The 26,393-nt window shown below is 70.3% G+C and carries 22 protein-coding genes; 2 read left to right on the top strand and 20 right to left on the bottom strand.

All coding sequences use genetic code 11. From position 1 onward, the window contains the following. The first annotated feature begins 33 nt into the window (after window positions 1-33). Window positions 34-249, top strand: a complete 216-nt coding sequence (gene yacG, locus DFQ59_RS03680) for a DNA gyrase inhibitor YacG (RefSeq protein WP_114278283.1) — start codon at window positions 34-36, stop codon at window positions 247-249. A gap of 219 nt (window positions 250-468) precedes the next feature. On the opposite strand, the gene DFQ59_RS03675 is transcribed toward yacG, so the two are convergent. The 4 genes from DFQ59_RS03675 to DFQ59_RS03660 all read right to left on the bottom strand — a co-directional run bounded on the left by DFQ59_RS03675 (window position 469) and on the right by DFQ59_RS03660 (window position 7,391). Next, entirely contained in the window at window positions 469-1,437 is a 969-nt protein-coding gene (locus tag DFQ59_RS03675) for a Nudix family hydrolase (RefSeq protein WP_114278282.1), read from the bottom strand. A 281-nt stretch (window positions 1,438-1,718) separates the two neighbouring features. Then, window positions 1,719-2,945 (bottom strand): bifunctional glutamate N-acetyltransferase/amino-acid acetyltransferase ArgJ, encoded by a 1,227-nt coding sequence (argJ, locus tag DFQ59_RS03670; protein ID WP_114278281.1) that lies wholly within the window; start codon window positions 2,943-2,945, stop codon window positions 1,719-1,721. A gap of 304 nt (window positions 2,946-3,249) precedes the next feature. Continuing rightward, entirely contained in the window at window positions 3,250-6,045 is a 2,796-nt protein-coding gene (secA, locus tag DFQ59_RS03665; RefSeq protein WP_114278280.1) for a preprotein translocase subunit SecA, read from the bottom strand. 395 nt (window positions 6,046-6,440) lie between these two features. Then, window positions 6,441-7,391 carry a M23 family metallopeptidase gene (locus DFQ59_RS03660; RefSeq protein ID WP_114278279.1) on the bottom strand — a complete coding sequence of 317 codons (951 nt, stop codon included), beginning with the start codon at window positions 7,389-7,391 and terminating at the stop codon, window positions 6,441-6,443. 38 nt (window positions 7,392-7,429) lie between these two features. On the opposite strand from DFQ59_RS03660, the gene DFQ59_RS03655 reads away from it, so the two are divergent. Beyond that, complete coding sequence (locus DFQ59_RS03655) at window positions 7,430-7,888, top strand: DciA family protein (protein ID WP_170142018.1); 459 nt, start codon at window positions 7,430-7,432, stop codon at window positions 7,886-7,888. Window positions 7,889-7,921: 33 nt separating this feature from the next. Here the strand turns inward: DFQ59_RS03655 and lpxC are convergent, their stop codons facing one another. From lpxC to rsmH, 16 genes are all read right to left on the bottom strand, one after another. After that, window positions 7,922-8,836 (bottom strand): UDP-3-O-acyl-N-acetylglucosamine deacetylase, encoded by a 915-nt coding sequence (gene lpxC / locus DFQ59_RS03650; RefSeq protein WP_114278277.1) that lies wholly within the window; start codon window positions 8,834-8,836, stop codon window positions 7,922-7,924. Between the two features lie 211 nt (window positions 8,837-9,047). Next, complete coding sequence (gene ftsZ, locus DFQ59_RS03645; RefSeq protein ID WP_114278276.1) at window positions 9,048-10,202, bottom strand: cell division protein FtsZ; 1,155 nt, start codon at window positions 10,200-10,202, stop codon at window positions 9,048-9,050. Window positions 10,203-10,291: 89 nt separating this feature from the next. Further along, window positions 10,292-11,527 (bottom strand): cell division protein FtsA, encoded by a 1,236-nt coding sequence (gene ftsA / locus DFQ59_RS03640; protein ID WP_114278275.1) that lies wholly within the window; start codon window positions 11,525-11,527, stop codon window positions 10,292-10,294. A 64-nt stretch (window positions 11,528-11,591) separates the two neighbouring features. Continuing rightward, window positions 11,592-12,374 (bottom strand): cell division protein FtsQ/DivIB, encoded by a 783-nt coding sequence (locus DFQ59_RS03635; protein WP_114278274.1) that lies wholly within the window; start codon window positions 12,372-12,374, stop codon window positions 11,592-11,594. Next, window positions 12,361-13,314 (bottom strand): D-alanine--D-alanine ligase, encoded by a 954-nt coding sequence (locus tag DFQ59_RS03630; protein ID WP_114278273.1) that lies wholly within the window; start codon window positions 13,312-13,314, stop codon window positions 12,361-12,363. The genes DFQ59_RS03635 and DFQ59_RS03630 overlap by 14 nt, the downstream gene beginning before the upstream one ends. Beyond that, window positions 13,304-14,245 (bottom strand): UDP-N-acetylmuramate dehydrogenase, encoded by a 942-nt coding sequence (gene murB / locus DFQ59_RS03625; RefSeq protein ID WP_114278499.1) that lies wholly within the window; start codon window positions 14,243-14,245, stop codon window positions 13,304-13,306. The genes DFQ59_RS03630 and murB overlap by 11 nt, the downstream gene beginning before the upstream one ends. A 41-nt stretch (window positions 14,246-14,286) precedes the next feature. Next, the gene (gene murC, locus DFQ59_RS03620; RefSeq protein WP_245937165.1) at window positions 14,287-15,723 is read right to left on the bottom strand and encodes a UDP-N-acetylmuramate--L-alanine ligase; all 1,437 of its coding nucleotides are present in this window, start codon (window positions 15,721-15,723) and stop codon (window positions 14,287-14,289) included. Further along, on the bottom strand, window positions 15,716-16,807 hold the full coding sequence (murG, locus tag DFQ59_RS03615) for an undecaprenyldiphospho-muramoylpentapeptide beta-N-acetylglucosaminyltransferase (protein WP_245937164.1): 1,092 nt from the start codon (window positions 16,805-16,807) through the stop codon (window positions 15,716-15,718). Before murG ends, murC begins: the two co-directional genes overlap by 8 nt. After that, on the bottom strand, window positions 16,804-17,997 hold the full coding sequence (gene ftsW, locus DFQ59_RS03610; protein WP_114278272.1) for a putative lipid II flippase FtsW: 1,194 nt from the start codon (window positions 17,995-17,997) through the stop codon (window positions 16,804-16,806). Before ftsW ends, murG begins: the two co-directional genes overlap by 4 nt. Continuing rightward, a complete protein-coding gene (murD, locus tag DFQ59_RS03605) occupies window positions 17,994-19,367 on the bottom strand; it encodes a UDP-N-acetylmuramoyl-L-alanine--D-glutamate ligase (RefSeq protein WP_114278271.1) in 1,374 nt (457 codons plus the stop codon). Before murD ends, ftsW begins: the two co-directional genes overlap by 4 nt. A 19-nt stretch (window positions 19,368-19,386) precedes the next feature. Next, complete coding sequence (gene mraY / locus DFQ59_RS03600; RefSeq protein ID WP_114278270.1) at window positions 19,387-20,469, bottom strand: phospho-N-acetylmuramoyl-pentapeptide-transferase; 1,083 nt, start codon at window positions 20,467-20,469, stop codon at window positions 19,387-19,389. A gap of 4 nt (window positions 20,470-20,473) precedes the next feature. After that, entirely contained in the window at window positions 20,474-21,856 is a 1,383-nt protein-coding gene (locus tag DFQ59_RS03595) for a UDP-N-acetylmuramoyl-tripeptide--D-alanyl-D-alanine ligase (RefSeq protein WP_245937163.1), read from the bottom strand. Beyond that, a complete protein-coding gene (locus DFQ59_RS03590) occupies window positions 21,853-23,400 on the bottom strand; it encodes a UDP-N-acetylmuramoyl-L-alanyl-D-glutamate--2,6-diaminopimelate ligase (RefSeq protein WP_342768414.1) in 1,548 nt (515 codons plus the stop codon). The genes DFQ59_RS03595 and DFQ59_RS03590 overlap by 4 nt, the downstream gene beginning before the upstream one ends. Further along, window positions 23,400-25,124 carry a peptidoglycan D,D-transpeptidase FtsI family protein gene (locus DFQ59_RS03585; protein ID WP_114278268.1) on the bottom strand — a complete coding sequence of 575 codons (1,725 nt, stop codon included), beginning with the start codon at window positions 25,122-25,124 and terminating at the stop codon, window positions 23,400-23,402. Before DFQ59_RS03585 ends, DFQ59_RS03590 begins: the two co-directional genes overlap by 1 nt. Then, entirely contained in the window at window positions 25,121-25,459 is a 339-nt protein-coding gene (gene ftsL, locus DFQ59_RS03580; RefSeq protein WP_114278267.1) for a cell division protein FtsL, read from the bottom strand. The genes DFQ59_RS03585 and ftsL overlap by 4 nt, the downstream gene beginning before the upstream one ends. Then, window positions 25,456-26,391 carry a 16S rRNA (cytosine(1402)-N(4))-methyltransferase RsmH gene (rsmH, locus tag DFQ59_RS03575; protein ID WP_114278266.1) on the bottom strand — a complete coding sequence of 312 codons (936 nt, stop codon included), beginning with the start codon at window positions 26,389-26,391 and terminating at the stop codon, window positions 25,456-25,458. The genes ftsL and rsmH overlap by 4 nt, the downstream gene beginning before the upstream one ends. Window positions 26,392-26,393 lie beyond the last annotated feature (2 nt).

The raw sequence follows: 26,393 nt of genomic DNA, 5'->3' as shown, positions 1-26,393 counted from the left end.
GTGAACACGGAACGCGAACCGAGCCCGAGCCCCATGACCGAATCCCGCCCCAAGCGTGACCGCCCCACCGTGGTGCAGTGTCCCACCTGCGGCAAATCCGTGGAGTGGACCGAGGCATCGAAATGGCGGCCCTTCTGCAGCGAGCGCTGCCGCCTCATCGACCTTGGCGCCTGGGCCTCGGAGGAGTACCAGGTACCCGGCAGCAACGGCGACGCCGGCACCCCCTCCGACGACGAACCGCAACACTGAGCGCGTCAGCCACCGCGACCGGAACGTGGAAAAAGCTTCCTGATCCATCCACAGAGTACGCCGATTACACCGATTTCCAGCCTGTCATCAACCGGCTTCAGCGCCAGGCAATGGAGCGGGAACCTCCCGCCCGAAGATGTTTCCTGCTCGCCGTTTCTGGTAACAGGTTTGATCGGTGGAAATCCGTGTAATCGGCGTAATCTGTGGATAAAAGGGTTTTCAACTCCTGGCCGATACCGGCTCCCAGAGGGCGCGGATGGCGGCAATGCCCTGGGCGTAGTGGCCGTGGGCGCGGGGAATGTCGGCCGGGCCGACGCCGCCCAGCGCGTAGACTGGGATGCGGGCGGCATCGGCCAGTTCGGCGAAGCCCCCCCAGCCGAGGGTCGGCGCGCCGGGGTGGCTGGCGGTGGGCAGCACCGGCGAGAGGACGGCGAAGTCGCAGCCGATGGCCTCGGCCCGGGCCAGTTCCCGGGCATCGTGGCAGGAGGCGGCCACCCAGTAGCGGGAGTCGAGGGGCCGCTGGCCGAGCGAGGCGAGGCGGCGGCTGTCCAGGTGCACCCCGTCGGCGCCCACCCGCTCCACCCACCCAGGCGGCCCGTTCAGCAGCAGCCGTGCACCATGCTGCCGGCAGCACTCGATCGCCTGCCCGGCGAGCCGCAGGTACTCCGCCTCCGGCAGCCCCTTGGCCCGCAGTTGCACGAGACGCACGCCGCCGGTTAGTGCCTGGTCCAGCCGGGCCAGAAACCGGCGTGGATCACCTGCCGGCTCGCCGGTGACGAGATAGCGGTCCGGGAGACGGACGGCGTTGACGATGGGCCGGTTGGCCGCCGGAAACTCGCGTTCCGGCAGCTCCTCCGGTGCGACCCATTCCACCGGCTGACCTTCCCGCCCGTGGGGCTCGCCGCTGAAGGCATCCACCCGCCAGACATCCAGCTCCACCCGGCGATCGGGATAGGCGTGGCGGATGCGGATGAGCGGCCGGCTGCGCCGGGGCAGGATGCCGAGTTCCTCCTCCAGCTCCCGCGCCAGCGCCTGCTCCAGGGATTCGCCCGGCTCCACCTTGCCCCCGGGAAACTCCCACAGCCCGCCCTGGTGCAGGTGCGCCGGGCGCCGCGCCAGCAGCACCCGGCCCGCGTCGTCGAACACCGCCGCCGCGACCACCCGCAGCCAGTCCGTTGCATCGGTCATGGAACATTCACCACGAAGGCACGAAAAACACGAAGAATGAAAAAGCAGCTAACCGCAGATTCCGCTGATTGACGTTGATTGGAATGTGAAACCCGGAACTATCGTCAGTGGAACCAGGCTGACGCGGTTCAGAGCGAGTTTACCGGACGAGCAGCCCCGAACGCACTCACGCGCACAGCATGTGCCATGCCGTTAGAACACTAACAATAATCTGTGAAAATCTGCGTAATCTGCGGTTAAAACGATTTTCTTCTTGTTCTTCGTGCCTTCGTGGTGAGCACTCAGGAACGGTACTCGGCGTTGATCTTGACGTAGTCGTAGGAGAGATCGGTGGTCCACACCTCGGTGGTGTGGTTGCCGCGGCCGAGGTTGACGCGGATGGTGAACTCGGGCAGCTTCATGACCGCCGCGCCCATCTCCTCGCGGTAGTCGGGATGGCGTCCGCCGTTCATCACGATGGAGACATCGTCCAGGTGGATGGTCACCCGGGCGATGTCGAGCGCCTCGAGCCCGGCCCGGCCGACGGCGGCGAGTATGCGGCCCCAGTTGGGATCGGAGGCGAAACAGGCGGTCTTGACCAGGGGGGAGTGGGCAATGGTGAAGGCCACGGCCGCGCACTCTTCGGGGGTGGCGCCGTCCTCCACCCGGACGGTGATGAACTTGGTGGCGCCCTCGCCGTCGCGGATGATGGCCTGGGCCAGTTCGAGGCATACGCCGTCCAGTGCTTCCTGGAAGAGGGCCAGCGCGGGATCGCCCTCGTTGTCGATGGCCGGCAGCCCCGCGGCGCCGCTGGCCAGCAGGACGCAGGCGTCGTTGGTGGAGGTGTCGCCGTCCACGCTGATGCGGTTGAAGGAGCGTTCCACCGCCCGCTTCAGGCAGTCGGCCAGCAGATCGCGCTCCACCGCGGCATCGGTGGCCACGTAGGCGAGCATGGTTGCCATGTCCGGGTGAATCATCCCCGAGCCCTTGGCGATGCCGGTCACCGTCACCGTCCGGCCAGCCTGCTCGAAGCGCCGCGAGGCGCCCTTCGGCACCGTGTCGGTGGTCATGATGGCGCGCGCCGCCCGCTCCCAGGCGGCGGCATCGCCGGCGCGGTCGGCCAGCACCGCGGGGATGCCCGCCTGCAGGCGCGCCAGCGGCAGCGGCTCGCCGATGACCCCGGTGGAGAAGGGCAGCACCTCGGCCGGCCGGCAGCCGCCCGCCTCGGCCAGCGACTTGCAGCTCTGTCGGGCATCGGCCAACCCCTGCTTCCCGGTGCCCGCATTGGCATTGCCGGCGTTGATGAGCAGGAAGCGGGGGCTGAACAGTTCCAGGTGCTCGCGCGCCACGCTGACCGGGGCGGCGCAGAAGGCATTGCGGGTGAAGACCGCCGCGGCCGTTCCGCCGGGCGCCATCTCCATCAACACCAGGTCATCGCGGCCCCGGTAGCGGATACCGGCCGCCGCCGTGCCGAGAGAAATGCCCGCCACCGGATAGAGCTCCGGCAAGCCCGTCAGACCCACCGCCATGATGCACTCACCTCTGTGAAAATTGAGATTGAACCCGAGACCGCGGCTGCTCTCGCCAAGGCGCAGAGCACGCAAAGGATGACCCAACCAATGGCTGGGGGCCGTACCCCCTCCCGCGCCGGCCTTCGCGGCTTTTCTTTGCGGCTTGGCGAGAGAAATCAGAATACGGCCCCGCGCAGAGACTCCAAGCGCGCCGGGAACAGGGGGACAACAGCCACACGCCCTGCCCGGCCGGATAAATCCGGCCCTACAGGCGCTCGCGCATTCACGCACTCACGCACTCACGCATTCACGCACTCACCCGTCACCCCAGCCGCCCGTGGCAGTGCTTGTACTTCTTGCCGGAACCGCACGGGCAGGGCTCGTTGCGCCCCACCTTGCGCCCCTCGCGCACGAACGGCTGCTCCCGCTCCTCACCGCCGGGCGACGGCTGGCCGGCACTCTCCTCGTCCGCCAGGGCGGCGGCCTCGGCATGCTGGTACTGCATCTCCTGCTCGCTGGGACGACGGCGCTGGGCCTCCAGGGCCGCCACCTCCTCGGGCGCCTGCAGCTGCACCTTGGAGATGATGCCCACCACGTCGTGCTTGACCCGATCGAGCATGCTCGAGAACAGTTCGAAGGCCTCGCGCTTGTACTCCTGCTTGGGATTCTTCTGGGCGTAGCCGCGCAGGTGGATGCCCTGGCGCAGGTGGTCCATGGAGGCCAGGTGCTCGCGCCAGTGGTTGTCCAGCACCTGCAGCATCACCACCTTCTCGAACTGGCGCATGGACTCGGCCCCGGCCTGGGCCTCCTTGGCCGCGTAGATCGCCTCCAGTTCAGCGACGATACGCTCGCGCAGGGGCTCCTCGTGCAGGTTCTCGTCGGCCTCCAGCCAGCCGCGGATGTCGGCGCGGAGACCGAACTCCTGCTCCAGCGCCTGCTCCAGGCCGGCAAGGTCCCACTGTTCCTCGATGCTCTGGGGCGGAATGAACTGGTTGATGACGCCGTTCACCACATCGATCCGGATCTCATGAAGGGCCTCGGCGATGTCCTTCGCGGCCATGAGCTCGTTGCGCTGGGCGTAGATCACCTTGCGCTGGTCGTTGGCCACGTCATCGTATTCCAGCAGCTGCTTGCGGATGTCGAAGTTGCGTCCCTCCACCTTGCGCTGGGCGTTCTCGATGGCCTTGGTGACCCAGGGGTGCTCGATGGCCTCGCCCTCCTGCATGCCCAGCTTCTGCATCAGCCCCGACACGCGGTCGGAGGCGAAGATGCGCATGAGGTTGTCTTCCAGCGACAGGTAGAAGCGGGTCGATCCGGGGTCGCCCTGGCGGCCGGAGCGGCCGCGCAGCTGGTTGTCGATGCGCCGCGATTCGTGACGCTCGGTGCCGATGATGTGCAGCCCCCCGGCTTCCAGCACCTGCTCGTGGCGGCGCTGCCACTCCTCCCGCACCCGCGTGCGCTCCGCCTCCGGGGCATCCTCGGGCAGCATCGACAAATCCGATGCCAGGCTGCCGCCCAGCACGATGTCGGTACCGCGACCGGCCATGTTGGTGGCGATGGTCACCGCCCCGGGGCGGCCGGCCTGGGCCACAATCTGGGCCTCCCGCTCATGGTGCTTGGCGTTGAGCACCTCGTGGGCAACCTTGTACTTGTCCAGCAGCCTGGCGAGGTGCTCGGAGGCTTCGATGGAAGCGGTGCCCACCAGCACCGGCTGGCCCCGCTTGCGGCACTCGGAGATGTCCTCGATGATGGCGTTGAACTTTTCCTTCTGGGTCAGGTAGACCAGGTCGCCCAGGTCCTGCCGGATCATGGGGCGGTGGGTGGGCATCACCACCACCTCCAGCCCGTAGATCTGCTGGAACTCGTAGGCCTCGGTGTCGGCGGTGCCGGTCATGCCCGCGAGCTTGTCATAGAGGCGGAAGTAGTTCTGGAAGGTGATGGAGGCCAGGGTCTGGTTCTCCTGCTGGATGCTCACCCCCTCCTTGGCCTCGATGGCCTGGTGCAGCCCCTCCGACCAGCGCCGGCCGGGCATGGTGCGGCCGGTGAACTCGTCCACGATCACGATCTGGTTGTCGCGCACGATGTAGTCCACATCGCGCCGGAACAGGGCGTGGGCCCGCAGCGCCGCGTAGATGTGATGCACGAGCGAGATGTTCACCGCGCTGTAGAGGCTCTCGCCCTCGTCCAGCAACCCGGCGCCGGTGAGCATCTCCTCCACGTGCTGGTGGCCCTCCTCGGTCAGGTAGACCTGGCGCGCCTTCTCGTCCACCGAGTAGTCGCCCGGGCCGTCCTCGACCTCCTGCTTGACCAGCTGCGGCACCAGCTCGTTCATCTTCATGTACATCGCCGAACTGTCCTCGGCGGGTCCGGAGATGATGAGCGGGGTCCGGGCCTCGTCGATGAGGATGGAGTCCACCTCGTCCACGATGGCGTAGTAGAGATCGCGCTGCGACTTCTCCTCCATGCGGAAGGCCATGTTGTCGCGCATGTAGTCGAAGCCGAACTCGTTGTTGGTCCCGTAGGTGATGTCGCAGGCATAGGCCTCGCGGCGGGTCACGTTCACCACGTTGCGGTAGCTCTCCTCGCCCCGGTGCTCGGGATCGAAGCGGTAGGAGGCGTTGTCCGGACCCAGGCCGCCGGAGGACTGCACCACGCCCACCGAAAGCCCCAGCTTGTGGTAGACCGGCCCCATCCACTGGGCATCGCGCCGCGCCAGGTAATCGTTCACGGTGATGACATGCACCCCGCGACCGGTGATGGCGTTCAGGTACGCCGGCAGGGTCGCCACCAGGGTCTTGCCCTCACCGGTGCGCATCTCGGCGATCTTGCCCTGGTGCAGCACGATCCCGCCGATGAGCTGGACATCGAAATGGCGCAGCCCGAGCGCCCGGTCGGCTGCCTCGCGCACGACGGCGAAGGCTTCGGGCAGCAGCCGCTCGAGATCCTCGCCGTCGGCGAAGCGCCGGCGGAATTCGTCGGTCTTGGCTCGCAGCGCCTCGTCATCCAGCGCGCGGACGCCCTCCTCCAGGGCGTTGATGCTCTCCACCGTCTTGCGCATCCGCTTGAGCAGACGCTCGTTGCGGCTGCCGAAAATCTTGCTGAGGAAATTGCTGGCCATGGGTCTCTTCCGGAGATCGGGTTTGGACGGGCATCCCTGCATGGGGGAACCGGCCACGAGAATAAAGCGCTGATTGTACCGCCTGAAAGGGGAAATTGCTTGCTACGGGATAGTTATCTTCAAGGGTCGACAACGGGCGTAAACAGGCCAAGATTTCACCACGAAGGACACGAAGGGCACGAAGAAGAGCAAGATGAGGCTTGGTGGGATCCCGCTTTCTCTCAGCATTCACCACTCGACGATCACCGGCCGCCCGCTGGATGCTGACAATCTCGATTGCTGCATATCCTCCGTGTTCTTCGTGTCCTTCGTGGTTAAAGGCTTTTCAGTCGAGTTACTAGCAGCGAGCGAGGTCGCGGGAAGGGATTGTCTACCTCGAAACTGGTAACTGGTGACTATCCCTTCGATCGCAGATAGCGTGCGGGGTTCACGTGGCGGCCGTCCCGGAGCACCTCGAAGTGCACGTGGGGACCGGTGGAACGGCCGGTGGACCCCAGGAGCGCGATGGTCTGGCCCTGCTTCACCACCTCGCCCTCCTGCACCAGGAGCTTGCTGTTGTGGCCGTAACGGGTGCTGAGGCCATTGCCGTGATCGATCTCCACCAGCAGCCCGTAGCCGTCCTTCCTGCCGGCGAAGACCACGACGCCCGAGGCGACCGCGAGGATGTCCGAGCCCGATTTCCCGGCGAAATCGACCCCCTCGTGCAGGGTTCGCTTGCCGGTGATGGGATCGGTGCGCCGGCCGTAACTGGATGATATCCAGCCGCTTTCAACCGGGCGGCCGGTGGGCCGGGTCTCGGCGGCGAGACTGCGGTCCAGCAACAGGTCCGAGAGCAGTCCGAGCTGGCGCTCACGGCTGTCGACCTGGAGCGACAGCTCGTCGATGGCCGACTCGAGACTCTTAAGCCCGTCCGGCTCCAGGTTGTCCATCACCTCGGGACCACCCTGGGGCGGCGGCTGGCTGAAATCGAACTCCCCTTCCTCGAGCCCGCCCAGCTTGGTCAGCCGTTCGCCCAATGCGTCCAGGCGCATCATCTGTGCCTGGAGCTGGGCCACGCGGGCGGCGAGGGTTTCCGTACGCGCCTGCTGATCGTCCCGCAGGGCGTCCAGGGCGAAGCGCTGGAACTGCAGTTCCTGGCGCCAGGTCTGCAGCTCGGCCTGGGGCAGAGGGAGCCAATCCTGGCCATCACCCGGGGCGGACCTGCCGGCGGAACCCAGGTGATAGCCGAGATAGGCTGTGGCCAAGGGCAGGCTGATCGCCAGCAGCAGGACCGAGAGCATCTGACCCCGCCCCAGCCGCGTGGCGCCGGACTTGCCGTCGCGATTCCGAAAGAGAATGATATGCATGGCGTCGCCGCTCTGATATCCAACTGGTGAAGATTAACTTGAACCGCAGCCGATTTCCAATACGCTTCGCAAGGTTACTCGAATCCCGCAGCGGCCGCCTGACGCCGCTGCTCGAGCGGGTCCGGCTGCTGCAGCGGGCCGAGCATCTGCTGAGGGAGACCCTGGGAGTCGATTTGGGCGCCCACTGCCGGGCCGGCGGCCTCACCGGCGGACGGCTGGTGCTGCTGGCCGACTCCCCCGTCTGGGCCACCCGCATCCGCTACGCGGTGCCCGCGCTGCTGGAGAGACTCGAAGGCGAGGGCGACATCCCGGTGCGGGAGATACAGGTCCGCGTCGGGCGGGCCAGCATAGCCCGTGAACCGGCGTCGCGTCGAGCCCGGCCGCTGGGAGAGGAGACGGCGCGCAACCTGCGCGAGACCGCCGAGGCGGTCGGGGATGAGGCGCTGCGGTCGGCCCTGCTGCGCCTGGCACGGCGGCGCGGGCGGCCGGAATCGTGACTGCCCGCCGCGCGGGACGGGCCCCCTGCCCCGTCAGCTGCCGCCGAACGCGGGCTGCATGAAGGAGATGGGCGCCTCGGCGGGATCCTCGAAGGTCACCTCTTCCCACGCGTCCACATCCGCCAGCAGTTCCTGCAGCAGGCGGTTGTTCAGTGCATGGCCCGACTTGTGTCCGCGGAATGCCCCCACCAGGCTGCGCCCGAGCAGGTAGAGATCGCCGATGGCGTCGAGGATCTTGTGCTTCACGAATTCGTCCTCGTAGCGCAGACCGTCCTCGTTCAGCACCCGGTACTCGTCCACCACGATGGCGTTGTCCAGGCTGCCGCCCAGGGCCAGGTTGCGCTCCCGCAGCATCTCGATATCACGCATGAAGCCGAAGGTGCGCGCGCGGCTCACCTCGCGCACGAACGAGGTGGTGGAAAAGTCCACCTCGGCGCGCTTGGCCGCCCGCTTGAACAGCGGGTGATCGAATTCGATGGCGAAGTCCACCTTGAAGCCGTCGAAGGGCTCGAAGCGGGCCCACTTGTCGCCGTCCTCCACCTGCACCACCCGCTTGATGCGGATGAAGCGCTTGGCCGCGGTCTGCTCCTCCACCCCGGCGGACTGGATGAGGAAGACGAAGGGCCCTGCGCTGCCGTCCATGATCGGCACTTCCGGCGCGCTCAGGTCCACGTAGGCGTTGTCGATTCCCAGGCCGGCGAAGGCCGAGAGGAGGTGTTCCACGGTGGCGATGCGCACCCCGTCCCGCACCAGGGTGGTGGACAGGGTCGTGTCACCCACGAACTCCGGCCGCGCCGGCACTTCCACCGGCTCGGCCAGGTCCACCCGGCGGAAGACGATGCCGGTGTTCGCCGGCGCCGGCCGCAGGGTCATGTAGACCTTGTCTCCGGTATGCAGGCCAACGCCCGTCGCCCGGATCACGTTCTTGAGAGTCCGCTGTCTGATCATGCGCGCCCCAGATTGCCTGTCGCCGTGCGGCAACACCAAAAAATTGGTGGACATAGTAGCACAGGTTGTGCAGCCGCACACAACCTGTGCACCGGTTCACACAACCGGCGCCACCCCCCGCCGCCATTCCGCCCGGGCGGGCAACCTTCCTTCCGCCCGGCCGCACCCATCCGGCAACGCACCTGCCGCGGCGCGCTGCCTCCGCCTCCGGTCAGTCGGCCTGCCGGCGCAGGAAGGCGGGAATATCCAGGTAATCCATGTTCCCGCCCTCCGGCTCGGCGCCGAACTGCTGGCCCACGGCCTTCTTGCGCATCACCGCCGGACGCTCCAGCTCGTCGAAGTTGGTGCTGCCGTCGGCCTTCTTCGCCACCGCCACCGGACGTACCGGTTTCTGGATCTCCGCGGCCCGGGTCCCCAGGCCGGTGGCCACCACCGTCACCCGCAGCTCGTCGGTCATGTCCGGGTCGATGACCGTGCCCACCACCACCGTGGCGTCCTCGGAGGCGAACTCCTTGACCGTGCTGCCCACCTCGTCGAATTCGCCGATGGACATGTCCAGGCCGGCGGTGATGTTGACCAGGATGCCGCGGGCACCGGCCAGGTTGACATCTTCCAGCAGCGGGCTGGAGATGGCCGCCTCGGCGGCGCGGCGCGCACGCTCCTCGCCGGTGGCCGCGCCGGTGCCCATCATCGCCATGCCCATTTCCGACATCACCGTGCGCACGTCGGCGAAGTCCACGTTGATGAGCCCGGGCCGGGTGATGAGCTCGGCGATGCCCTGCACCGCGCCGAGCAGCACGTCGTTGGCCGCCTTGAAGGCGTCCAGCAGCGAGATGTTCTTGCCCAGCACGCTCAGCAGTTTCTCGTTGGGGATGGTGATGAGCGAGTCCACGTGCCCGGTCAGCTCGCGGATGCCCTCCTCGGCCACCAGCAGGCGCCGCTTGCCCTCGAACGGGAACGGCTTGGTGACCACCGCCACCGTCAGGGCGCCCATCTCCTTGGCCACCTCCGCCACCACCGGCGCACCGCCGGTACCGGTGCCGCCGCCCATGCCGGCGGTGATGAAGACCATGTCGGCCCCCTCCAGCACCTCGGCGATGCGCTCACGGTCCTCGATGGCCGCCTGCTTGCCCACCGACGGGTTGGCGCCGGCGCCGAGCCCCTTGGTGATGTTGCCACCCAGCTGCAGCACCGTGCGCGCCGCGGCGTTCTTCAGCGCCTGGGCGTCGGTGTTGGCGCAAATGAAATCCACGCCCTCGATGTTCGCCTGGACCATGTGCTGGACCGCGTTGCCGCCGCCGCCCCCCACGCCGATCACCTTGATGACCGCATTCTGCGGGTAGGTATCCATCAGTTCAAAGACCATTGTTATCGCCTCCTGTCTCCGCTTGTCGTCGCGCCCCGGGAGCGCTTCGAGCACCACCGCCGCAGCGGCGGGCAGTCGCCACCATCGGTTCAGAAATTACCCTGGAACCAGCCTTTCATCCGTTCCCAGATCCCTCGCATGCCCCCGCCCATCTTCATCTCCGGGAGTCTCTGCATCTGCTGCCGGTGGCCGTGGATCAGCAGCCCCACGCCGGTGGCGTAGATGGGGTTGCGCACCACGTCCACCAGGCCGGTGACGTGCTGGGGCAGGCCCAGCCGCACCGGCATGTGAAACACTTCTTCCGCCAGTTCGATGACCCCTTCCATCTTGGCGCTGCCGCCGGTGAGCACGATGCCGGCGGCGACGATGTCCTCGAACCCGCTGCGCCTCAGCTCGTCCTGCACCAGCTGGAAGAGCTCCTCGTAGCGGGGCTCCACCACCTCGGCCAGGGTCTGGCGGCTCAGCCTGCGCGGCGGCCGATCGCCGACCCCGGGGACCTCGATGTGGTCCTCGATGTTGGCGAGCTGGGTCAGCGCGCAGGCGTACTTGATCTTGATCTCCTCGGCGAACTGGGTCGGCGTGCGCAGGGCCACGGCGATGTCGTTGGTCACCTGGTCGCCGGCGATGGGGATCACCGCGGTGTGGCGGATGGCCCCCTCGGTGAACACGGCGATGTCGGTGGTCCCGCCGCCGATGTCCACGATGCACACCCCCAGCTCCTTCTCGTCGTCGGTGAGCACCGAGTGGCTGGAGGCGAGCTGCTCGAGGATGACGTCGTCCACCTCCAGCCCGCAGCGGCGCACGCACTTGATGATGTTCTGGGCCGCGCTCACCGCGCCGGTCACCAGGTGGACCTTCGCCTCCAGGCGCACCCCGGACATGCCGATGGGCTCGCGGATGCCCTCCTGGTTGTCGATGATGAATTCCTGCGGCAGCACGTGGAGGATCTTCTGGTCGGCCGGGATGGCCACCGCGCGGGCCGCGTCGATGACCCGGTCCACGTCCGCCTGGGTCACCTCGTGATCGCGGATGGCCACGATGCCGTGGGAGTTGAGGCTGCGGATGTGGCTGCCCGCGATCCCGGCGAACACCGAGTGAATCTGGCAGCCGGCCATCAGCTCAGCCTCCTCCACCGCGCGCTGGATGGACTGGACGGTGGACTCGATGTTCACCACCACGCCCTTCTTCAGTCCGCGCGAGGGGTGGGAGCCGATGCCCACGATGTCGAGCTTGTCCTCGGCGGTGACCTCGCCCACGATGGCCACCACCTTGGAGGTGCCGATATCCAGCCCCACGATCAGGCTCTTCTCCGGTTTTTTCACCATGCCCCGCACTCTCTCCCCGTTGCGCAGAGGACGCGCACAGACCGCATCGACCTCCCTCCACCGTTCATGATTCGCCCTCTCCGCCCGTTGGCTGCTTCCAGCGCACCGCCAGGCCGTTCGTATACCGGGCGTCCACGTTTTCAATCCGTTCGGCCTGCTCGGCCAGCGCCTCGGTCCAGAGGCGGACGAAGCGTCCCAGGCGCTCGTTCACTTCGCTGCGCCCCAGCACCACGCGGATGCCGTCGTCGAGCTCCAGCGACCAGGCCCGGCGGCCGTCCAGCTCCAGCATGCGGACCTCACGCCCCAGGGCGGCCAGCGCCGCATTCATCCGCTTGTGCTCGGCCAGCACCTGCGCCGCCATCCCCTCCGGTCCGCGCAGCTGCGTCAGCCCCTCGGGGAAACTGGCCGGGTCCGGGCTGAACACCCGGCCCCGGGCATTCACCAGGGCCTTGTCCCCCCAGCGCGCCACCGGCACCTGCTCGCGCACCGTCACCAGCAGGGTGTCGGGCCAGACCCGGCGGACCGTGGCCGCCTCAACCCAGGGCAGGGCCACCAGCGCCCCGCGCACGGCCGCCACATCCACCGTGAAGAACCCGCCGCGCACCACCGGGGTGGCGGTATGCTCCAGCTCGGTCCGGTCCAGGTGGCGCAGATCACCCTCGATGACCACCGTCCGGATGGGCAGGGTGGCGGGGTCGCGCAGCTGCGCCACGCCCCAGCCGACGCCGCCCAGCAGGATCGCGCCCAGCAGGACGCCGGCCAGCATCAGCAAGCCCCAGAGCCGCTCCCGCGGCGGGGGCGGCGGTGCCTTCGCCACCGCCTGCCGGCGCTGGTCACGCCGTGCCATGAGCAACCTCCCGCGGGAAGCTGGTGTCGAGGATGCGCAGCACCAGCGCCTCGAAGCCCAGACCCGCGGCCCGGGCCGCCATGGGCACCAGGCTGTGATCGGTCATGCCCGGCACCGTGTTGACCTCCAGCAACCACAACCCGCCGGCGGCGTCCATCATCACGTCCACCCGGCCCCAGCCGCTCGCCCCCACCGCCCGGTAGGCCTCCAGCGCCAGCCCGGCGAGCTCCCGCTCCCGCGCCGGCTCCAGGCCGCAGGGGCAGTGGTAGCGGGTGTCGTCGGCGAAATACTTCGCCTCGTAGTCGTAGAAGCTGCGCGGCGTCTCCAGCCGGATTGCCGGCAGGGCCGTCTCCCCCAGCACGGCCACGGTGTACTCGCCGCCCTCCACCCAGTGCTCCGCGAGGACCACCGGGTCGAACTCCGCCGCCGCCCGCCAGGCCGCCGTGAGCTGGTCGAGGCTGGTCACCTTGGTGATGCCGATGCTGGAGCCCTCGGTGGCCGGCTTGACCGCCAGCGGCAGCCCCAGCCGCTGCGCGGCCTCGGCGCACTCCGCCTCCGAGCGCAGCTCCGCGTAGTCGGGCGTGGGCAGCCCCGCGCCCTGCCACAGCCGCTTGCAGCGCAGCTTGTCCATGCCCAGCGCCGAGCCGAGCACCCCGCTGCCGGTATAGGGCAGCTCCAGCAGCTCCAGCGCCCCCTGGATGACGCCGTCCTCCCCGCCGCGGCCGTGCAGGACGATGAACACCCGGTCGAACCGCCCCTGCTCCAGCACCGCGAGGATGTCCCGCCCCGCATCGATGCCGTGGGCGTCCACCCCGGCGCGCTGCAGCGCCGCCAGCACCGCCGCGCCGCTCTTGAGCGACACCTCCCGCTCCGCGGACCAGCCGCCCATCAGCACCGCCACCCGGCCGTAGTCGGAGACCGGCCGCGTCTCAATCGCCATGGTTCCCTCCTCCCCGCGGTCCCGGCTCGCCCACGATGTGGACCTCTGTCACCAGCCGCACGCCCTGTTTCCGCTCCACGGTCGCGGCCACCCGCCGGATCAGCACCTCGATGTCGCCCGCCGTGGCGCCGCCGGTGTTGATGATGAAGTTGGCGTGCTTCTCCGAGACGCACGCCCCGCCCTCGCACTCGCCCTTCAGGCCGCAGGCCTCGATGAGCCGCGCCGCGTGATCCCCGGGCGGGTTGCGGAATACCGATCCGCAGCTGGGCAGGCCGATGGGCTGGGTCTGTTCGCGCCGCTCCAGCAGCGCCTTGACCCGCGCCTGCGCCTCGCCGTCGGCCGTCACCGGCTGCAGGGCGAACTCGGCGGCGGTGAACCACTCCCCCGCCGGCCCCTGCACGCGCCGGTATCCCACCGTGAAATCGGCCGGGATGCGCCGGTGCAGGCGCCCGCCGCGGTTCACGGTTTCCACCGTGGTCACGCGGGACCAGGTCTCGCCACCGAAGGCCCCGGCGTTCATGGCCAGGGCACCGCCCATCGTGCCCGGGATGCCGGCCAGGAACTCCAGGCCGGTCAGCCCCTCGCGGCTGCAGAAGCGGGCCACCTTGGCGCAGGGCACGCCGGCGCCGACGCGGATGCGGTTGCCGGGCAGCGCCTCGAGGCTGTCCAGGACTCCCAGCAGGGCGATCACGGTGCCCTGGAAGCCGCCGTCGCGCACCAGCAGGTTGCTGCCCAGCCCCAGCCACAGCAGCGGCTCGTCCTCCGGCAGGTTGGCCAGGAACTCCTGCAGATCCTCGAGATCGGCGGGGATGTAGTAGCGCGCCGCGGGGCCCCCGGCCCGCCAGCTGCAATGGACCGCCATGGGCTCGTCCTCGCGCAGCTCGCCCCGCGGCTGCCAGCCGCCGTTCCCGCCCGGCGTGTCGCCCTGCATGATCATGCCCACACCCATAGCCCCCCGGAGCCTGTACATGGTCACGAGCCCTCCCCCTTGAGTGCCCCGCCCGCCAGCAGGGCCGCCAGGCGCCCGATGTCGCCGGCGCCCTGGGTCACCATCACGTCCCCCGCCTCCAGCACCCCGAGCAGGGTTCGGGGCAGCTCGCCGTTGTCGGTCACCAGGATCGGCTCCACCCGCCCGCGGCTGCGGATGGCCCGGCACAGGCTGCGGGCGTCCGCGCCCGGTACCGGTTCCTCACCGGCGGGGTAAACCTCCAGCATGAGCAGCACGTCCACCTCCGAGAGCACCTCGGCGAAATCCTCGAACAGATCACGGGTACGGCTGTAGCGGTGGGGCTGGAACACCATGACCAGGCGCCGTTCCGGCCAGCTGTCGCGCACCGCGCGGATGGTGGCCGCCACCTCCCGCGGGTGGTGGCCGTAGTCGTCCACCAGCTCCACCCGACCGGCGGCGGTCTGCAGCTCGCCGTACATCTGGAATCGCCGGCCGATGCCCTGGAAGCCGTCCAGCGCCCGGGCGATGGCCCCGTCCTCCACCCCCAGCTCGGTGGCGATGGCCACCGCGGCGGTGGCGTTCAGCACGTTGTGGCGACCCGGCAGGTTGAGCCGCAGCCGCAGCGGCTCGCGCCCGGCCCGCTCCACCGTGAACTCGGTGCGGGCCACCTTCTGGCTGAGGTCGCGAACCCGCACGTCGGCCCCGGCCTCGAAGCCGTAGGTCATCACCGGCCGGGTCACCTCCGTCAGCACCTCCCGCACCACCGGGTCGTCCAGGCACATCACCGCCAGCCCGTAGAAGGGCAGGTGGTGGAGGAACTCCACGAAGGTGCCGCGCAGCCGGCCGAAGTCGCCGCCGTAGGTGCTCATGTGATCGGCATCGATGTTGGTGACCACCGCCAGCATCGGCTGCAGGTAGAGGAACGAGGCATCCGACTCGTCCGCCTCCGCCACCAGGTAGCGCCCGGTGCCGAGGCGGGCGTTGGTGCCGGCGCTGTTCAGTCGGCCGCCGATGACGAAGGTGGGATCGAGCCCGCCCTCGGCCAGGACGCTGGCGATGAGGCTGGTGGTGGTGGTCTTGCCGTGGGTGCCGGCCACCGCGATGCCGTAGCGGAAGCGCATCAGCTCCGCCAGCATCTCGGCCCGCGGCACCACGGGAATGCGCGCCTCGCGCGCCGCCAGCACTTCCGGGTTGTCGCCGTGCACGGCGCTCGAGGTGACCACCACGTCCGCCCCCGCCACGTGACCGGCGGCATGCCCAAGGTCCACCCGCACCCCGAGCCCGCGCAGGCGCCGGGTCATGGCGCCCTCCTGCAGATCGGAGCCGCTCACCTCGTAGCCGAGGTTGGCGAGCACCTCGGCGATGCCGCCCATGCCCGCACCGCCGATGCCCACGAAGTGGATGCGGCGGGTACGGCCCATGCCCGGTGCGGGAAGCGGGTTGCGGTCCGTTTCAGCCATGCCCAATCTCCACGATGTCGTCGGCCACCGCCGCGGCGGCCGCCGGAGTCGCCCGGCTGCGCGCGGCCGTGGCCATGGCCAGCAGCCGCGGGCGATCGCCCAGTCGCTGCAGGGTCTCCGCCAGCCGCGCGGGCGTCAGCACCGACTGGGGCAGCAATTCCGCCGCGCCGGCCTCCACCAGCCAGGCGGCGTTGTGGGTCTGGTGGTCGTCCACCGCGTGGGGGAACGGCACCAGCACCGAACCCACCCCGGCGGCGGCCAGCTCGCTGACCGTCAGCGCGCCGGAGCGGCACACCACCAGGTCCGCCCAGCCATAGGCCCCCGCCATGTCGGCGATGAAGGACTCCACCCGCGCCGCGACACCCGCCCCGGCATAGGCCGCGCGCACCCCCTCGACATCGGCGGCGCCGGCCTGGTGCAGCACCTCGGGACGCCGCTCCGGCGCCAGCCGGCCGATTGCCTCGGGGAGCGTCGTGTTCAGCGCCCGCGCACCCTGGCTGCCGCCCACCACCAGCAGGCGCAGCGCACCGGCGCGCCCGGCAAAGCGTTCCGCGGGCGCGGGCAGCGCGGCGATCTCCGCGCGCACCGGGTTGCCCACGGTCCGGGCGCCGGGCAGGCTGCCCGGAAACGCCTCGAGCACGCGGGTGGCGATGCGGGCCAGCACCCGGTTGGTGAGCCCGGCTACCGCATTCTGCTCGTGGACCACCAGCGGCACCCCCAGCAGGCGGGCCGCCAGCCCGCCGGGGCCGGAGGCGAAGCCGCCCATGCCCAGCGCCGCGCCCGGGCGCAGGCGCCGCACCACTTGCTGTGCCTGCCACAGGGCGCGGACCAGGCGCAGGGGCGCCAGCAGCCAGCCGGTCGCGCCCTTGCCCCGCAGGCCGGTCACGTCGATGGTGTGCAGCGCCAGGCCGGCCTCGGGCACCACCCGGGCCTCGAGTCCGCGGAGCGTGCCGAGCCAGGCCACCTCGCGGCCCCGGGCCTGCAGCTCGCGGGCCACGGCCAGGGCTGGGAAGACATGGCCGCCGGTACCGCCGGCCATGATCAGCACCGGACGGTCGAGGCGCTGCACGCCGGGCGCGTTCATGCCTCCTCCTCCCGCGTCTTGCCGCGCCGGGCCGGAAGGGTCTCCGGCGGCGCGGTGCGCAGCTCGTAATCCGCCCGCAGCAGCAGGGCGATGGCGATGCAGTTGGTCACCAGGCTGCTGCCGCCGTAGCTCATCAGCGGCAGGGTCAGGCCCTTGGTGGGCAGCAACCCGGTGTTGACGCCGACGCTGATGATGACCTGCAGCGCAATCCACAGGCCCAGCCCGAGGGCGAGGTAGGCGGGATAGCGGCGCCCCGCGCGCAGCGCCCGCGAACCGATGGCGAAGGCGCGCCAGACCAGCAGGGTGAACAGGCCCAGCACTCCCAGCGCGCCCAGCAGGCCGAGCTCCTCGGCCAGCACCGCGAACAGGAAGTCGGTGTGCGCCTCCGGCAGGTAGAAGAGCTTCTGCACCCCGGCGCCAAGCCCCACGCCGAGCCACTCGCCGCGGCCGAAGGCGATGAGCGCCTGGGTGAGCTGGAAGCCGCTGTTGAACGGGTCCGCCCAGGGATCCAGGAAGGTGGTCAGGCGTTCCAGCCGGTAGGGCGAGGAGATGGCCACGGCGGCCAGGGCGCCCAGGGCCAGGAGCACCACCAGGGCGAACTGCCACAGCCGCACCCCGCCCAGGAACAGCATGCCCAGGACGGTGGCGGAGAGCACGGCCACGGCGCCGAAGTCGGGCTCCAGCAGCAGCAGCACGCCCACCAGGCCCAGCAGCAGGCCCGGCTTGAGGAAGCCGGAGAAGCGGGTGCGCACCTCCTCCTCCCGGCGGACCAGGTAGCCAGCCAGGTAGATGACCATGAACAGCTTCATCAGCTCCGAGGGCTGGAGGTTGACCGGGCCGAAGGCCAGCCAGCGCACGCTGCCGTTCACCTCGCGCCCCACCCCCGGCACCAGCACCAGTCCGATCAGCATCACCCCCAGCACCAGCAGGTAGGGTCCCAGCCGCTCCCACAGGGCCATCGGCACCCGCAGCACCGCGACGCCCAGGCCGATGCCGACCCCGCAGTAGGCCAGCTGGCGGTAGAGGTAGAACAGCGGCCCGCCGCTGGCGCGGTCGGCGATGGCCATGGAGGCCGATCCCACCATCACCAGGCCGATCAGCAGCAGCAGCGCGGCGGTGCCGAGCAGCCACAGGTCCCAGACCGGGAGCGGCCGGGTGCCGGCGCCAAGAGGCAGGGCCTGGGCGCTCATGGCGCCAGCTCCCGGACCGCCGCCACGAACACTTCGCCGCGGTGGACATAGTCGCGGAACATGTCGAAGCTGGCGCAGGCCGGCGAGAGCAGCACGCTGTCGCCGGCCTGCGCCAGTGCCGCGGCGGCGGCCACCGCCGCGGACATGCCCGCGGCGTGCACCACCGGCACCGCGCCCTCGAGCACCGCCTCGATGCGGGGCGCATCGCGGCCGATGAGCACCGCCGCGCGGCCGCAGGCCGCCAGGCCGGGGCGCAGGGGGCCGAAGTCCTGTTCCTTGCCGAGTCCGCCGGCGATGAGCACCACCCGCCCGGTGGCGCCCAGGCCCTGCAGCGCCGCCAGCGTCGCCCCCACGTTGGTGCCCTTGGAGTCGTCGTAGAAGTGCACGCCCCCGATCTCGGCCACCCACTGGCAGCGATGGGGCAGCCCGGGGAATTCCCGCAGCGCCGCCAGCATCGCCGTGCGGGGCAGGCCCACGGCCTCGCCCAGCGCCAGCGCCGCGAGGGCGTTGGCCGCGTTGTGGTGGCCGCGGATACGCAGCTCCCCGAGGGGGAGCAACGGCTCCCGGCCCCGGCACAGCCAGTCCGCGCCGTCCCGCTCGCACAGGCCGTAATCACCCGCGGCGGGAACGCCCAGGCCGAAGCGGACGACCCGCCGTTCCGGCTCCACCATGGCCGTCACCACCGGGTCATCGGCGTTGACCACCATCACCCCGCCGCCATGGAACACCCGCCGCTTGGCGGCCGCGTAGGCCGCCAGGTCCGGGTAGCGATCGAGGTGATCGGGACTGATGTTGAGCACCACCGCCGCGGCGGCATCGAGCGTGGCGGTGGTCTCGAGCTGGAAGCTGGAAAGCTCGAGCACGTACAGGTCCGGCTCCGCCGCGCCGGGGACCGGCAGCAGATCCAGTGCCGGGGTGCCCAGGTTGCCGCCCACGCGCGCGTCGATGCCGGCGGCCCGGGCCATCTCCCCCACCAGGGTGGTGACGGTGCTCTTGGCGTTGGAGCCGGTGATGGCCACCACCGGGGCCTTCGCGACCCGGGCGAAGAGCTCGATGTCGCCCACCACCTCGACCCCGTCGGCGATTGCCGCGGCCAGCGCCGGTTCGGCCAGCGGCACCCCGGGGCTGAGCACGATGCGCCCGGCCCGCGCCAGCAGCGCCGGATCGAACCCGCCGGTGCGCACTTCCACCTGCGGACACTCGGCGCGCAGCCCGGCCAGGCCCGGCGGCTCGTCGCGGCTGTCGATGACGGCCACCCGCTCGCCGCGCGCAGCCAGCCAGCGGGCGCAGGAGAGCCCGGTCTTGCCCAGGCCCACCACCACGCTGAGGGCGGAATCCCGCACCCGGCTGTCGTTCGGCTTGTCGCGCATCACGGCTGCCATCGTTTCCTTAGCGAATCTTCAGGGTCGCCAGACCCACCAGCACCAGGATCACGGTGATGATCCAGAAGCGCACGATCACCCGCGGCTCCGGCCACCCCTTCAGCTCGAAGTGGTGATGCAGGGGCGCCATGCGGAAGATGCGCCGCCCGGTGAGCTTGAAGGAGGCCACCTGCAGGATCACCGACACCGTCTCCATCACGAACACCCCGCCCATCACCAGCAGCACCAGCTCCTGGCGCACCAGCACCGCCAGGATCCCCAGCGCCGCCCCCAGGGCGAGCGCGCCGACGTCGCCCATGAACACCTGGGCGGGATAGGTGTTGAACCAGAGGAAACCGAGGCCGGCTCCCACCAGGGCGCCGCAGAACACCACCACCTCGCCCACGCCCGGGATGTAGGGGATGGACAGGTACTGGGAGAAGTTGACATGACCGGTGGCGTAGGCGAACACGCCCAGCGCCCCGCCCACCATCACCGCCGGCAGGATGGCCAGGCCGTCGAGGCCGTCGGTCAGGTTCACCGCGTTGCTGGAGCCCACCACCACGAAGTAGACCAGCGGGATGTAGAGCCAGCCCAGGTTCAGCGCCACGGTCTTGAAGAAGGGCACGATGAGCTGGGTCTCCACGGGCTGCTGGGCGGTGCTGTAGAGGAACACCGCCACCCCCAGGGCGAACACCGACTGCCACAGGTACTTCCAGCGCGCCGGGAGGCCGCGCGAATCCTTCCTGGCCAACTTGCGATAGTCATCCACCCAGCCGATGACGCCGAACAGCAGGGTCACCAGCAGCACCACCCAGACGAAGCGGTTGGAGAGATCCGACCACAGCAGGGTCGCCACCCCGATGGCCACCAGGATCAGCGCCCCGCCCATGGTGGGCGTACCCGCCTTGCTCAGGTGGCTCTGCGGTCCGTCGTTGCGCACCACCTGGCCCACCTGGTGCAGGGTCAGGCGCTGGATCATCCGCGGCCCCACCACCAGGGAGATCACCAGTGCCGTCAGCACCCCCAGGATCGCCCGCAGCGTCAGGTACTGGAACACGTTGAATCCCGTGTGCACCTGGGCCAGCCATTCGGTGAGCCAGAGCAGCATCGTCTCAGTCCTCCGCCGGCGCGCGCAGCGCGTCCACCACCCGCTCCATGCGCATGCTGCGGGAGCCCTTCACCAGCACCGTCATCTCGGGATGCACCACCTGTTCCAGCGCGGCCGCCAGCGCCGCATGGGAGTCGAATTGCTGGGCGCCGGGCCCGAAGGCCGCCGCCGCCTCGCGGCACAGGGGACCCAGCGCGTAGAGCCGTTCCAGGCCGGCGGCGCGGGCCGCGCGCCCGATGCCGGCGTGCAGCGCCGGGGCCTCGGGCCCCAGCTCGGCCATGTCGCCGAGCACCAGCACCCGCTCGCCACCGCAGCCGGCCAGCACGTCGATGGCCGCCCGCACCGAGCCGGGATTGGCGTTGTAGCTGTCATCGATGAGGCGGCAGCCGCCGCGACCCGCCTGCACCTGCAGCCGCCCGCGGATGATCCCCAGCCCCGCCAGCCCCGCCACCACTTCCCCGGGCAGGGCATCGACGGCTAGCGCCGCGGCCGCCGCGGCGGCGGCGTTGAGCAGGTTGTGACGGCCGGGCAGCGGCAACCGCCCCTCCGCCGCGCCCCACGGGCTCTCGAGCCGGAAGCGCTGGCCATCGGCGTCCTCGGCCAGCGGCAGCGCGCGCACCTCGGCCCGGTCGCCCAGCCCGAAGGTGAGGCAGCGTCTCCCGGCCAGCAGGCCGGTCCAGTAGGCGGCGAAGGGATCCTCGGCGTTCACCACCCCGATGCCGTTTTCGGCCAGGCCGGCATAGATTTCGCCCTTGGCCCGCGCCACACCCTCCAGGGAGCCGAAGCCCTCCAGGTGGGCCGGACCGGCGTTGGTGACCAGCGCCACGTCGGGACGGGCGATGGCGGTCGTGTAGCTGATCTCGCCGGGGTGGTTGGCGCCCAGCTCCACCACCGCGTAGCGGTGTTCCGGCCGCAGGCGGAGCAGGGTCAGAGGCACCCCGATATCGTTGTTGAGGTTGCCCCGGGTGGCCAGCACCGGACCGCGCCGGGCGAGAATCGCGGCGATCATCTCCTTGACCGTGGTCTTGCCGGAGCTGCCGGTCACCGCCACGACCGGCAGATCGGCCCGGGTGCGCCACCAGGCCGCCAGCTCCCCCAGCGCCAGGCGGGTGTCCGCCACCCGGATCTGGGGCAGGGGATCGTCCACCGGCCGGGAGACCAGTGCCGCGCAGGCGCCCCGCTCCCGGGCCGTGGCCACGTAGTCGTGGCCATCGAAGTTGGGGCCGGTCAGGGCCACGAACAGGTCCCCCGGCGCCAGGGTCCGGGTATCGGTGCTGACCGCTCCGAACAGGCCATCGCCGCCGTGGTGCGTACCGGCGAGCAGCGCCGCGGCCTCGCTGAAGTGCAGGCTGTAGCCCATGGAAACGTTGCCGGCGGAAGCATTCATGCCGGGCCTCCCGGCTGCAGCAGGCGCAGCACCTCGTCGCGGTCGCTGAAGGGGTGGCGGATATCGCCCACCTGCTGGTAGTCCTCGTGCCCCTTGCCGGCCACCAGCACCACGTCCCCGGCCCGGGCGCCGGACACCGCCAGGGCGATGGCACGGGCCCGGTCATGCTCCACCTGCGCCTGCCCCGGCGCACCCAGGCCCGCCATGATCTCCGCGACGATGGCCGCCGGTGATTCGCCGCGGGGGTTGTCGTCGGTCACCACCAGCCGGTCGGCGAGCCGCTCGGCCACCTCGCCCATCTCCGGCCGCTTGCCGCGGTCGCGATCCCCGCCGGCGCCGAACACGCACCACAACCGGCCGCGGCAGTGCTCGCGCAGCGCCCCGAGGGTCTGCTCCAGGGCATCCGGGGTGTGGGCGTAGTCCACCACCACCAGCGGCCGGCCGTTGCCGCCGAAGCGTTCCATCCGGCCGGGCGGCGTCCGCACCCGGCCCAGCTGTTCGAGCGCGGTCCCGAGGGGTACGCCCAGGGCGCCGAGCACACCGAGCACGCCGAGAAGGTTGGCCGCGTTGTAGCGGCCCAGCACCGGGCTGCGCAGCAACCCGTCACCCCATGGCGTCTCCACCCGGAGCTCGACCCCGGCCGGATCCAGGCGCAGATCGTGGCCCCGCACCCAGGCCAGGCCCTCGGGATACTCGGGCAGCTGCCGCTCCTCTTCCAGGCTGTAGGCGATCACCTCCAGGTCCGCCGGCAGGGTGGCCAGGATCTCGCGCCCGAAGGCGTCGTCGGCATTCACCACCGCGCACTCCAGCCCGGGCCAGTGGAACAGCCGGCGCTTGATCTCGCCGTAGCTCGCCATGTCGCCGTGGTAGTCGAGATGATCGCGGCTCAGGTTGGTGAACAGCGCGGCGTGGAAGCGTACGCCCGCAACGCGACCCTGGTGCAGGCCGTGGGAGGAGACTTCCATCACCGCGGTTTCCGTCCCGCTGTCCCGGAACCGCGCCAGCCAGCGCTGTACGGCCAGCGCGTCCGGAGTGGTGTGGCTGGCGGCTTCCAGCTGCCCCGGACGCCCATAGCCCACCGTACCCATGATCCCGCAGGGGCGCCCGGCACCCTCCAGGGCCTGGGCCAGGAAATGGCTGCAGGAGGTCTTCCCGTTGGTGCCGGTGATGCCCACCACCGTCACCGCCGCGGATGGTGCGCCGTAGAACCGGTCGGCGATCACCCCGGCCCGCAGGGCGAGACGATCCACGCCGATTACGGGCACATCCGGATGACCGGCAACGCTCAGCGCAGTGGGGACCGCGGGCAGTCCCTCGCCCTGCTCCCAGACCACCGCGACGGCACCGGCTCTCACCGCCTGGGCCGCGTATTCGCCACCGTGCCGGGTCTCCCCCGCGACGGCGAGGAACAGGTCCCCCGGCATCACTGCACGGCTGTCCAGCGCCAGCCCCGTCACCTCGCGGTCCTGGCCCGGGAGCAGCAGCGCCATGCCCTCCAGGAGCCGGCCGAGGGGTACACCCGCGGGAATCCGTTCGGCCGCCATCATGGCTTCACCTTGTCGACGCTGGCCATGCGCACGGCATCGCCAGGCTCCGGCGGCGCGTCCGGAGCGATGTTGAGCAGCCGCAACGCGCCGGCCATGACCCGGGAAAAGACCGGGGCGGCCACCTGGCCGCCGTAGTAGGCCTTGCCGCCGGGTTCGTTGATCATCACCACCGCCGCCAGCCGCGGCTGGCTGATGGGCGCCAGGCCGCTGAACACCGCGATGTAGCGGTCTTCCGAATAACCGCCGGCGATGGCCTTGCGCACCGTGCCGGTCTTGCCGCCCACCCGGTAGCCGGGCACCGCGGCCTTGGTGGCGGTACCGCCCGTCTGCACCACCGACTCCAGCATGGGCAGAATCTGCGCAACGATCCGATGGTCGATGACGCGCTCACCCTCGATCGGCTCATCCCGGCGGAGGAACGTGACCGGGTTGCGCACACCATCGGCGGCGAAGACCGCGTAGGCGTGGGCCAGTTGCAGGGAGGTGACCGACAGACCGTAGCCGAAGGCGAAGGTGGCCTGCTCGATGGGACGCCAGCGACTGAAATCCCCCAGCAGCCCGCTGGTCTCGCCCGGGAATCCGCTGGCCGAGACCATGCCGAACCCCACCCGCGAGTAGAGCCCCCAGAGGCGGTCGGGCGGGAGGGACAGGGCGATTTTGCTGACGCCCACGTTGCTCGACTTGCGGATCACCCCGGCCACGTCCAGCAGGCCGTAGTTGTGCACATCGCGGACCGTGTCGCGGCCCACGCGCATCCAGCCCGGGCTGGTCTCCACCGGCGTCTCCGGGGTGTACTGCCCGCTCTCGAGGGCCGCGGCGACGGCGAAGGGCTTCATGGTGGAGCCGGGCTCGAAGGGATCGGTCACGGCCCGGTTGCGGTAGCGCCCCCCGGTCAGTCCGGACCGGTTGTTGGGGTTGAAGGACGGCTGGTTGACCATGGCCAGCACTTCGCCGGAGCGGGCGTCCAGGATCACGATGGAGCCGGAACGGGCCTCGTACTCCTGGATGGCCGCCTTGAGCTCACGGTAGGCGAGGTACTGGAGCCTGAGGTCGAGGCTCAGCGCCAGGTCGCGACCCGGGCGCGGGGCATTGATCAGCTCCACGTCCTGGACCGTCTGCCGGCGCCCGTCCTTGAGCACCCGCTTGCTGCCCGGCACGCCGCGCAGCCACTGCTCATAGGCCAGCTCGATCCCCTCCTGGCCACTGTCATCCACATCGGTGAAACCCAACACGTGGGAGGTCACCTCTCCCGCCGGGTAGTAGCGGCGATACTCCTTGAGCAGGTAGACCCCCGGCACCTCCAGCGCTTCGACCCGCTCGGCCACATCCGGGGGCACCTGGCGCTTTATATAGAAGAATTCCCGATCGGCATAGGCGGCCAGGGTGCGCTCCAGGCTCTCCAGGCTCAGGCCCAGGGTCCGCGCCAGCCCGGGCCAGCTCGCGCGGGCCGCGGCCAGCTCGCGCGGGTTGCCCCAGACCGTGGCCACCGGCGTGCTCACCGCCAGCGGCTCGCCGTTGCGGTCGGTAATCATGCCGCGGTGGGCGGGCATGGTGACCGTGCGCAGCATGCGGGCGTCACCCTGATGGCGGTAGAAATCCCGGTCGAGCACCTGCAGATCCAGGAGCCGCCAGCCCAGCGTTCCGAGGGCGAGCGCCAGCCCGATCAGCACGAAAACGCGCCGTCCGCGATAGTCTGCGTATTCCCGCTCCGCGCCGCTCATGGCCTCACCATCACCACCGCATCGGGACTGGGCAGAACCATGCCCAGCCGCTCCCGCGCCTCGGACTCCACCCGTCCGTGGGTCCCCCAGGTACTCTGCTCCAGCAGCAGCCGCCCCCAGTCCTCGCTCAACTGGTCATGCACCCGCTGCAACCCCTGCAGCTCGACGAACAGCCGCCGGCTGACATGCTTGCTGTAGGCGACGCCCAATGCCGAAACCAGCAGCAGTGCCAGCAGCACCGTGACGCCGATCGCTTCCGCCCGGGTGAGGCCGATGCCGCGTGCGGCGCGCGGCGCGCCCCGGACATGCGGCGGCGTATCGCCCCGGCCACTCATGCCAGCTTCTCCGCCACGCGCAGCACCGCGCTGCGGGCGCGTGGATTGCGCTCCACCTCCCCGGGCCCGGCGCGCACCGAACGCCCCACCGCCCGCATCCGCGGCTGGAGCTCGCTGGCCGGCACCGGCAGGTCGTCCGGGTAGCGGGTATCCCGCTCGTGGGAGCGGATGAAACGCTTCACCCGGCGATCCTCGAGGGAGTGGAAGCTGATGACACAGAGCCGCCCGCCCGGGGCGAGCACTTCCAGTGCCTGCGCCAGGGTCGCGTCCAGCTCTTCGAGCTCACGGTTCACATGGATGCGGATGGCCTGGAAGACACGCGTGGCCGGGTGCTTGCCCTTTTCACGGGAAGGATTCGCCGCGGCCACCACCGCCGCCAGCCGGGCGGTCGTTCTGATGGGCTCCTCCTCGCGGGCACGGACGATGGCCCGGGCGATGCGCCGGGCATGACGCTCCTCGCCGTAGCCGCGCAGCACCTGCGCGATCTCCCCCTCCTCCGCCTGCGCCAGCCAGTCGGCCGCGCCGATCCCGCTGTCGGGGTCCATGCGCATGTCCAGCGGACCATCGCGAAGGAAGCTGAAGCCGCGCCGGGCATCGTCCAGCTGGGGCGAGGAGACCCCCAGGTCCAGGAGGATGCCATCCACCCTGCCCGTCCAGCCCCGGCTGTCCACCTCTGCCTCAAGCATCGCGAATGATCCCCGCACGATCGCGAAGCGTTCATCGTTGGCCAGGTCAGCCTGCGCCACCGCCACGGCCTCCGGGTCCTTGTCGAAGGCCAGCAGCCGTCCCTCGGGTCCCAGCCGCTCCAGAATCGCCCGCGCATGTCCGCCGCGGCCGAAGGTGCCGTCCACGTAGATGCCCCCGGGGCGTATGGCCAGCCCCTCCAGCACCTCCCCGAACAGGACTGGATGATGTACCGCCACTTCCGCCATCC

The sequence above is a fragment of the Thioalbus denitrificans genome, from assembly GCF_003337735.1.
Taxonomy (GTDB): Bacteria; Pseudomonadota; Gammaproteobacteria; order DSM-26407; family DSM-26407; genus Thioalbus; species Thioalbus denitrificans.
This window is presented reverse-complemented; position numbering and strand designations above follow the sequence as displayed.

Bases quoted from the DNA above. Each gene is read 5' to 3' on its own strand.
- yacG (WP_114278283.1), top strand. From the start codon at position 34: ATGACCGAATCCCGCCCCAAGCGTGACCGCCCCACCGTGGTGCAGTGT.
- DFQ59_RS03675 (WP_114278282.1), bottom strand. From the start codon at position 1,437: ATGACCGATGCAACGGACTGGCTGCGGGTGGTCGCGGCGGCGGTGTTC.
- argJ (WP_114278281.1), bottom strand. From the start codon at position 2,945: ATGGCGGTGGGTCTGACGGGCTTGCCGGAGCTCTATCCGGTGGCGGGC.
- secA (WP_114278280.1), bottom strand. From the start codon at position 6,045: ATGGCCAGCAATTTCCTCAGCAAGATTTTCGGCAGCCGCAACGAGCGT.
- DFQ59_RS03660 (WP_114278279.1), bottom strand. From the start codon at position 7,391: ATGCATATCATTCTCTTTCGGAATCGCGACGGCAAGTCCGGCGCCACG.
- lpxC (WP_114278277.1), bottom strand. From the start codon at position 8,836: ATGATCAGACAGCGGACTCTCAAGAACGTGATCCGGGCGACGGGCGTT.
- ftsZ (WP_114278276.1), bottom strand. From the start codon at position 10,202: ATGGTCTTTGAACTGATGGATACCTACCCGCAGAATGCGGTCATCAAG.
- ftsA (WP_114278275.1), bottom strand. From the start codon at position 11,527: ATGGTGAAAAAACCGGAGAAGAGCCTGATCGTGGGGCTGGATATCGGC.
- DFQ59_RS03635 (WP_114278274.1), bottom strand. From the start codon at position 12,374: ATGGCACGGCGTGACCAGCGCCGGCAGGCGGTGGCGAAGGCACCGCCG.
- DFQ59_RS03630 (WP_114278273.1), bottom strand. From the start codon at position 13,314: ATGGCGATTGAGACGCGGCCGGTCTCCGACTACGGCCGGGTGGCGGTG.
- murB (WP_114278499.1), bottom strand. From the start codon at position 14,245: ATGCAGGGCGACACGCCGGGCGGGAACGGCGGCTGGCAGCCGCGGGGC.
- murC (WP_245937165.1), bottom strand. From the start codon at position 15,723: ATGGCTGAAACGGACCGCAACCCGCTTCCCGCACCGGGCATGGGCCGT.
- murG (WP_245937164.1), bottom strand. From the start codon at position 16,807: ATGAACGCGCCCGGCGTGCAGCGCCTCGACCGTCCGGTGCTGATCATG.
- ftsW (WP_114278272.1), bottom strand. From the start codon at position 17,997: ATGAGCGCCCAGGCCCTGCCTCTTGGCGCCGGCACCCGGCCGCTCCCG.
- murD (WP_114278271.1), bottom strand. From the start codon at position 19,367: ATGCGCGACAAGCCGAACGACAGCCGGGTGCGGGATTCCGCCCTCAGC.
- mraY (WP_114278270.1), bottom strand. From the start codon at position 20,469: ATGCTGCTCTGGCTCACCGAATGGCTGGCCCAGGTGCACACGGGATTC.
- DFQ59_RS03595 (WP_245937163.1), bottom strand. From the start codon at position 21,856: ATGAATGCTTCCGCCGGCAACGTTTCCATGGGCTACAGCCTGCACTTC.
- DFQ59_RS03590 (WP_342768414.1), bottom strand. From the start codon at position 23,400: ATGGCGGCCGAACGGATTCCCGCGGGTGTACCCCTCGGCCGGCTCCTG.
- DFQ59_RS03585 (WP_114278268.1), bottom strand. From the start codon at position 25,124: ATGAGCGGCGCGGAGCGGGAATACGCAGACTATCGCGGACGGCGCGTT.
- ftsL (WP_114278267.1), bottom strand. From the start codon at position 25,459: ATGAGTGGCCGGGGCGATACGCCGCCGCATGTCCGGGGCGCGCCGCGC.
- rsmH (WP_114278266.1), bottom strand. From the start codon at position 26,391: ATGGCGGAAGTGGCGGTACATCATCCAGTCCTGTTCGGGGAGGTGCTG.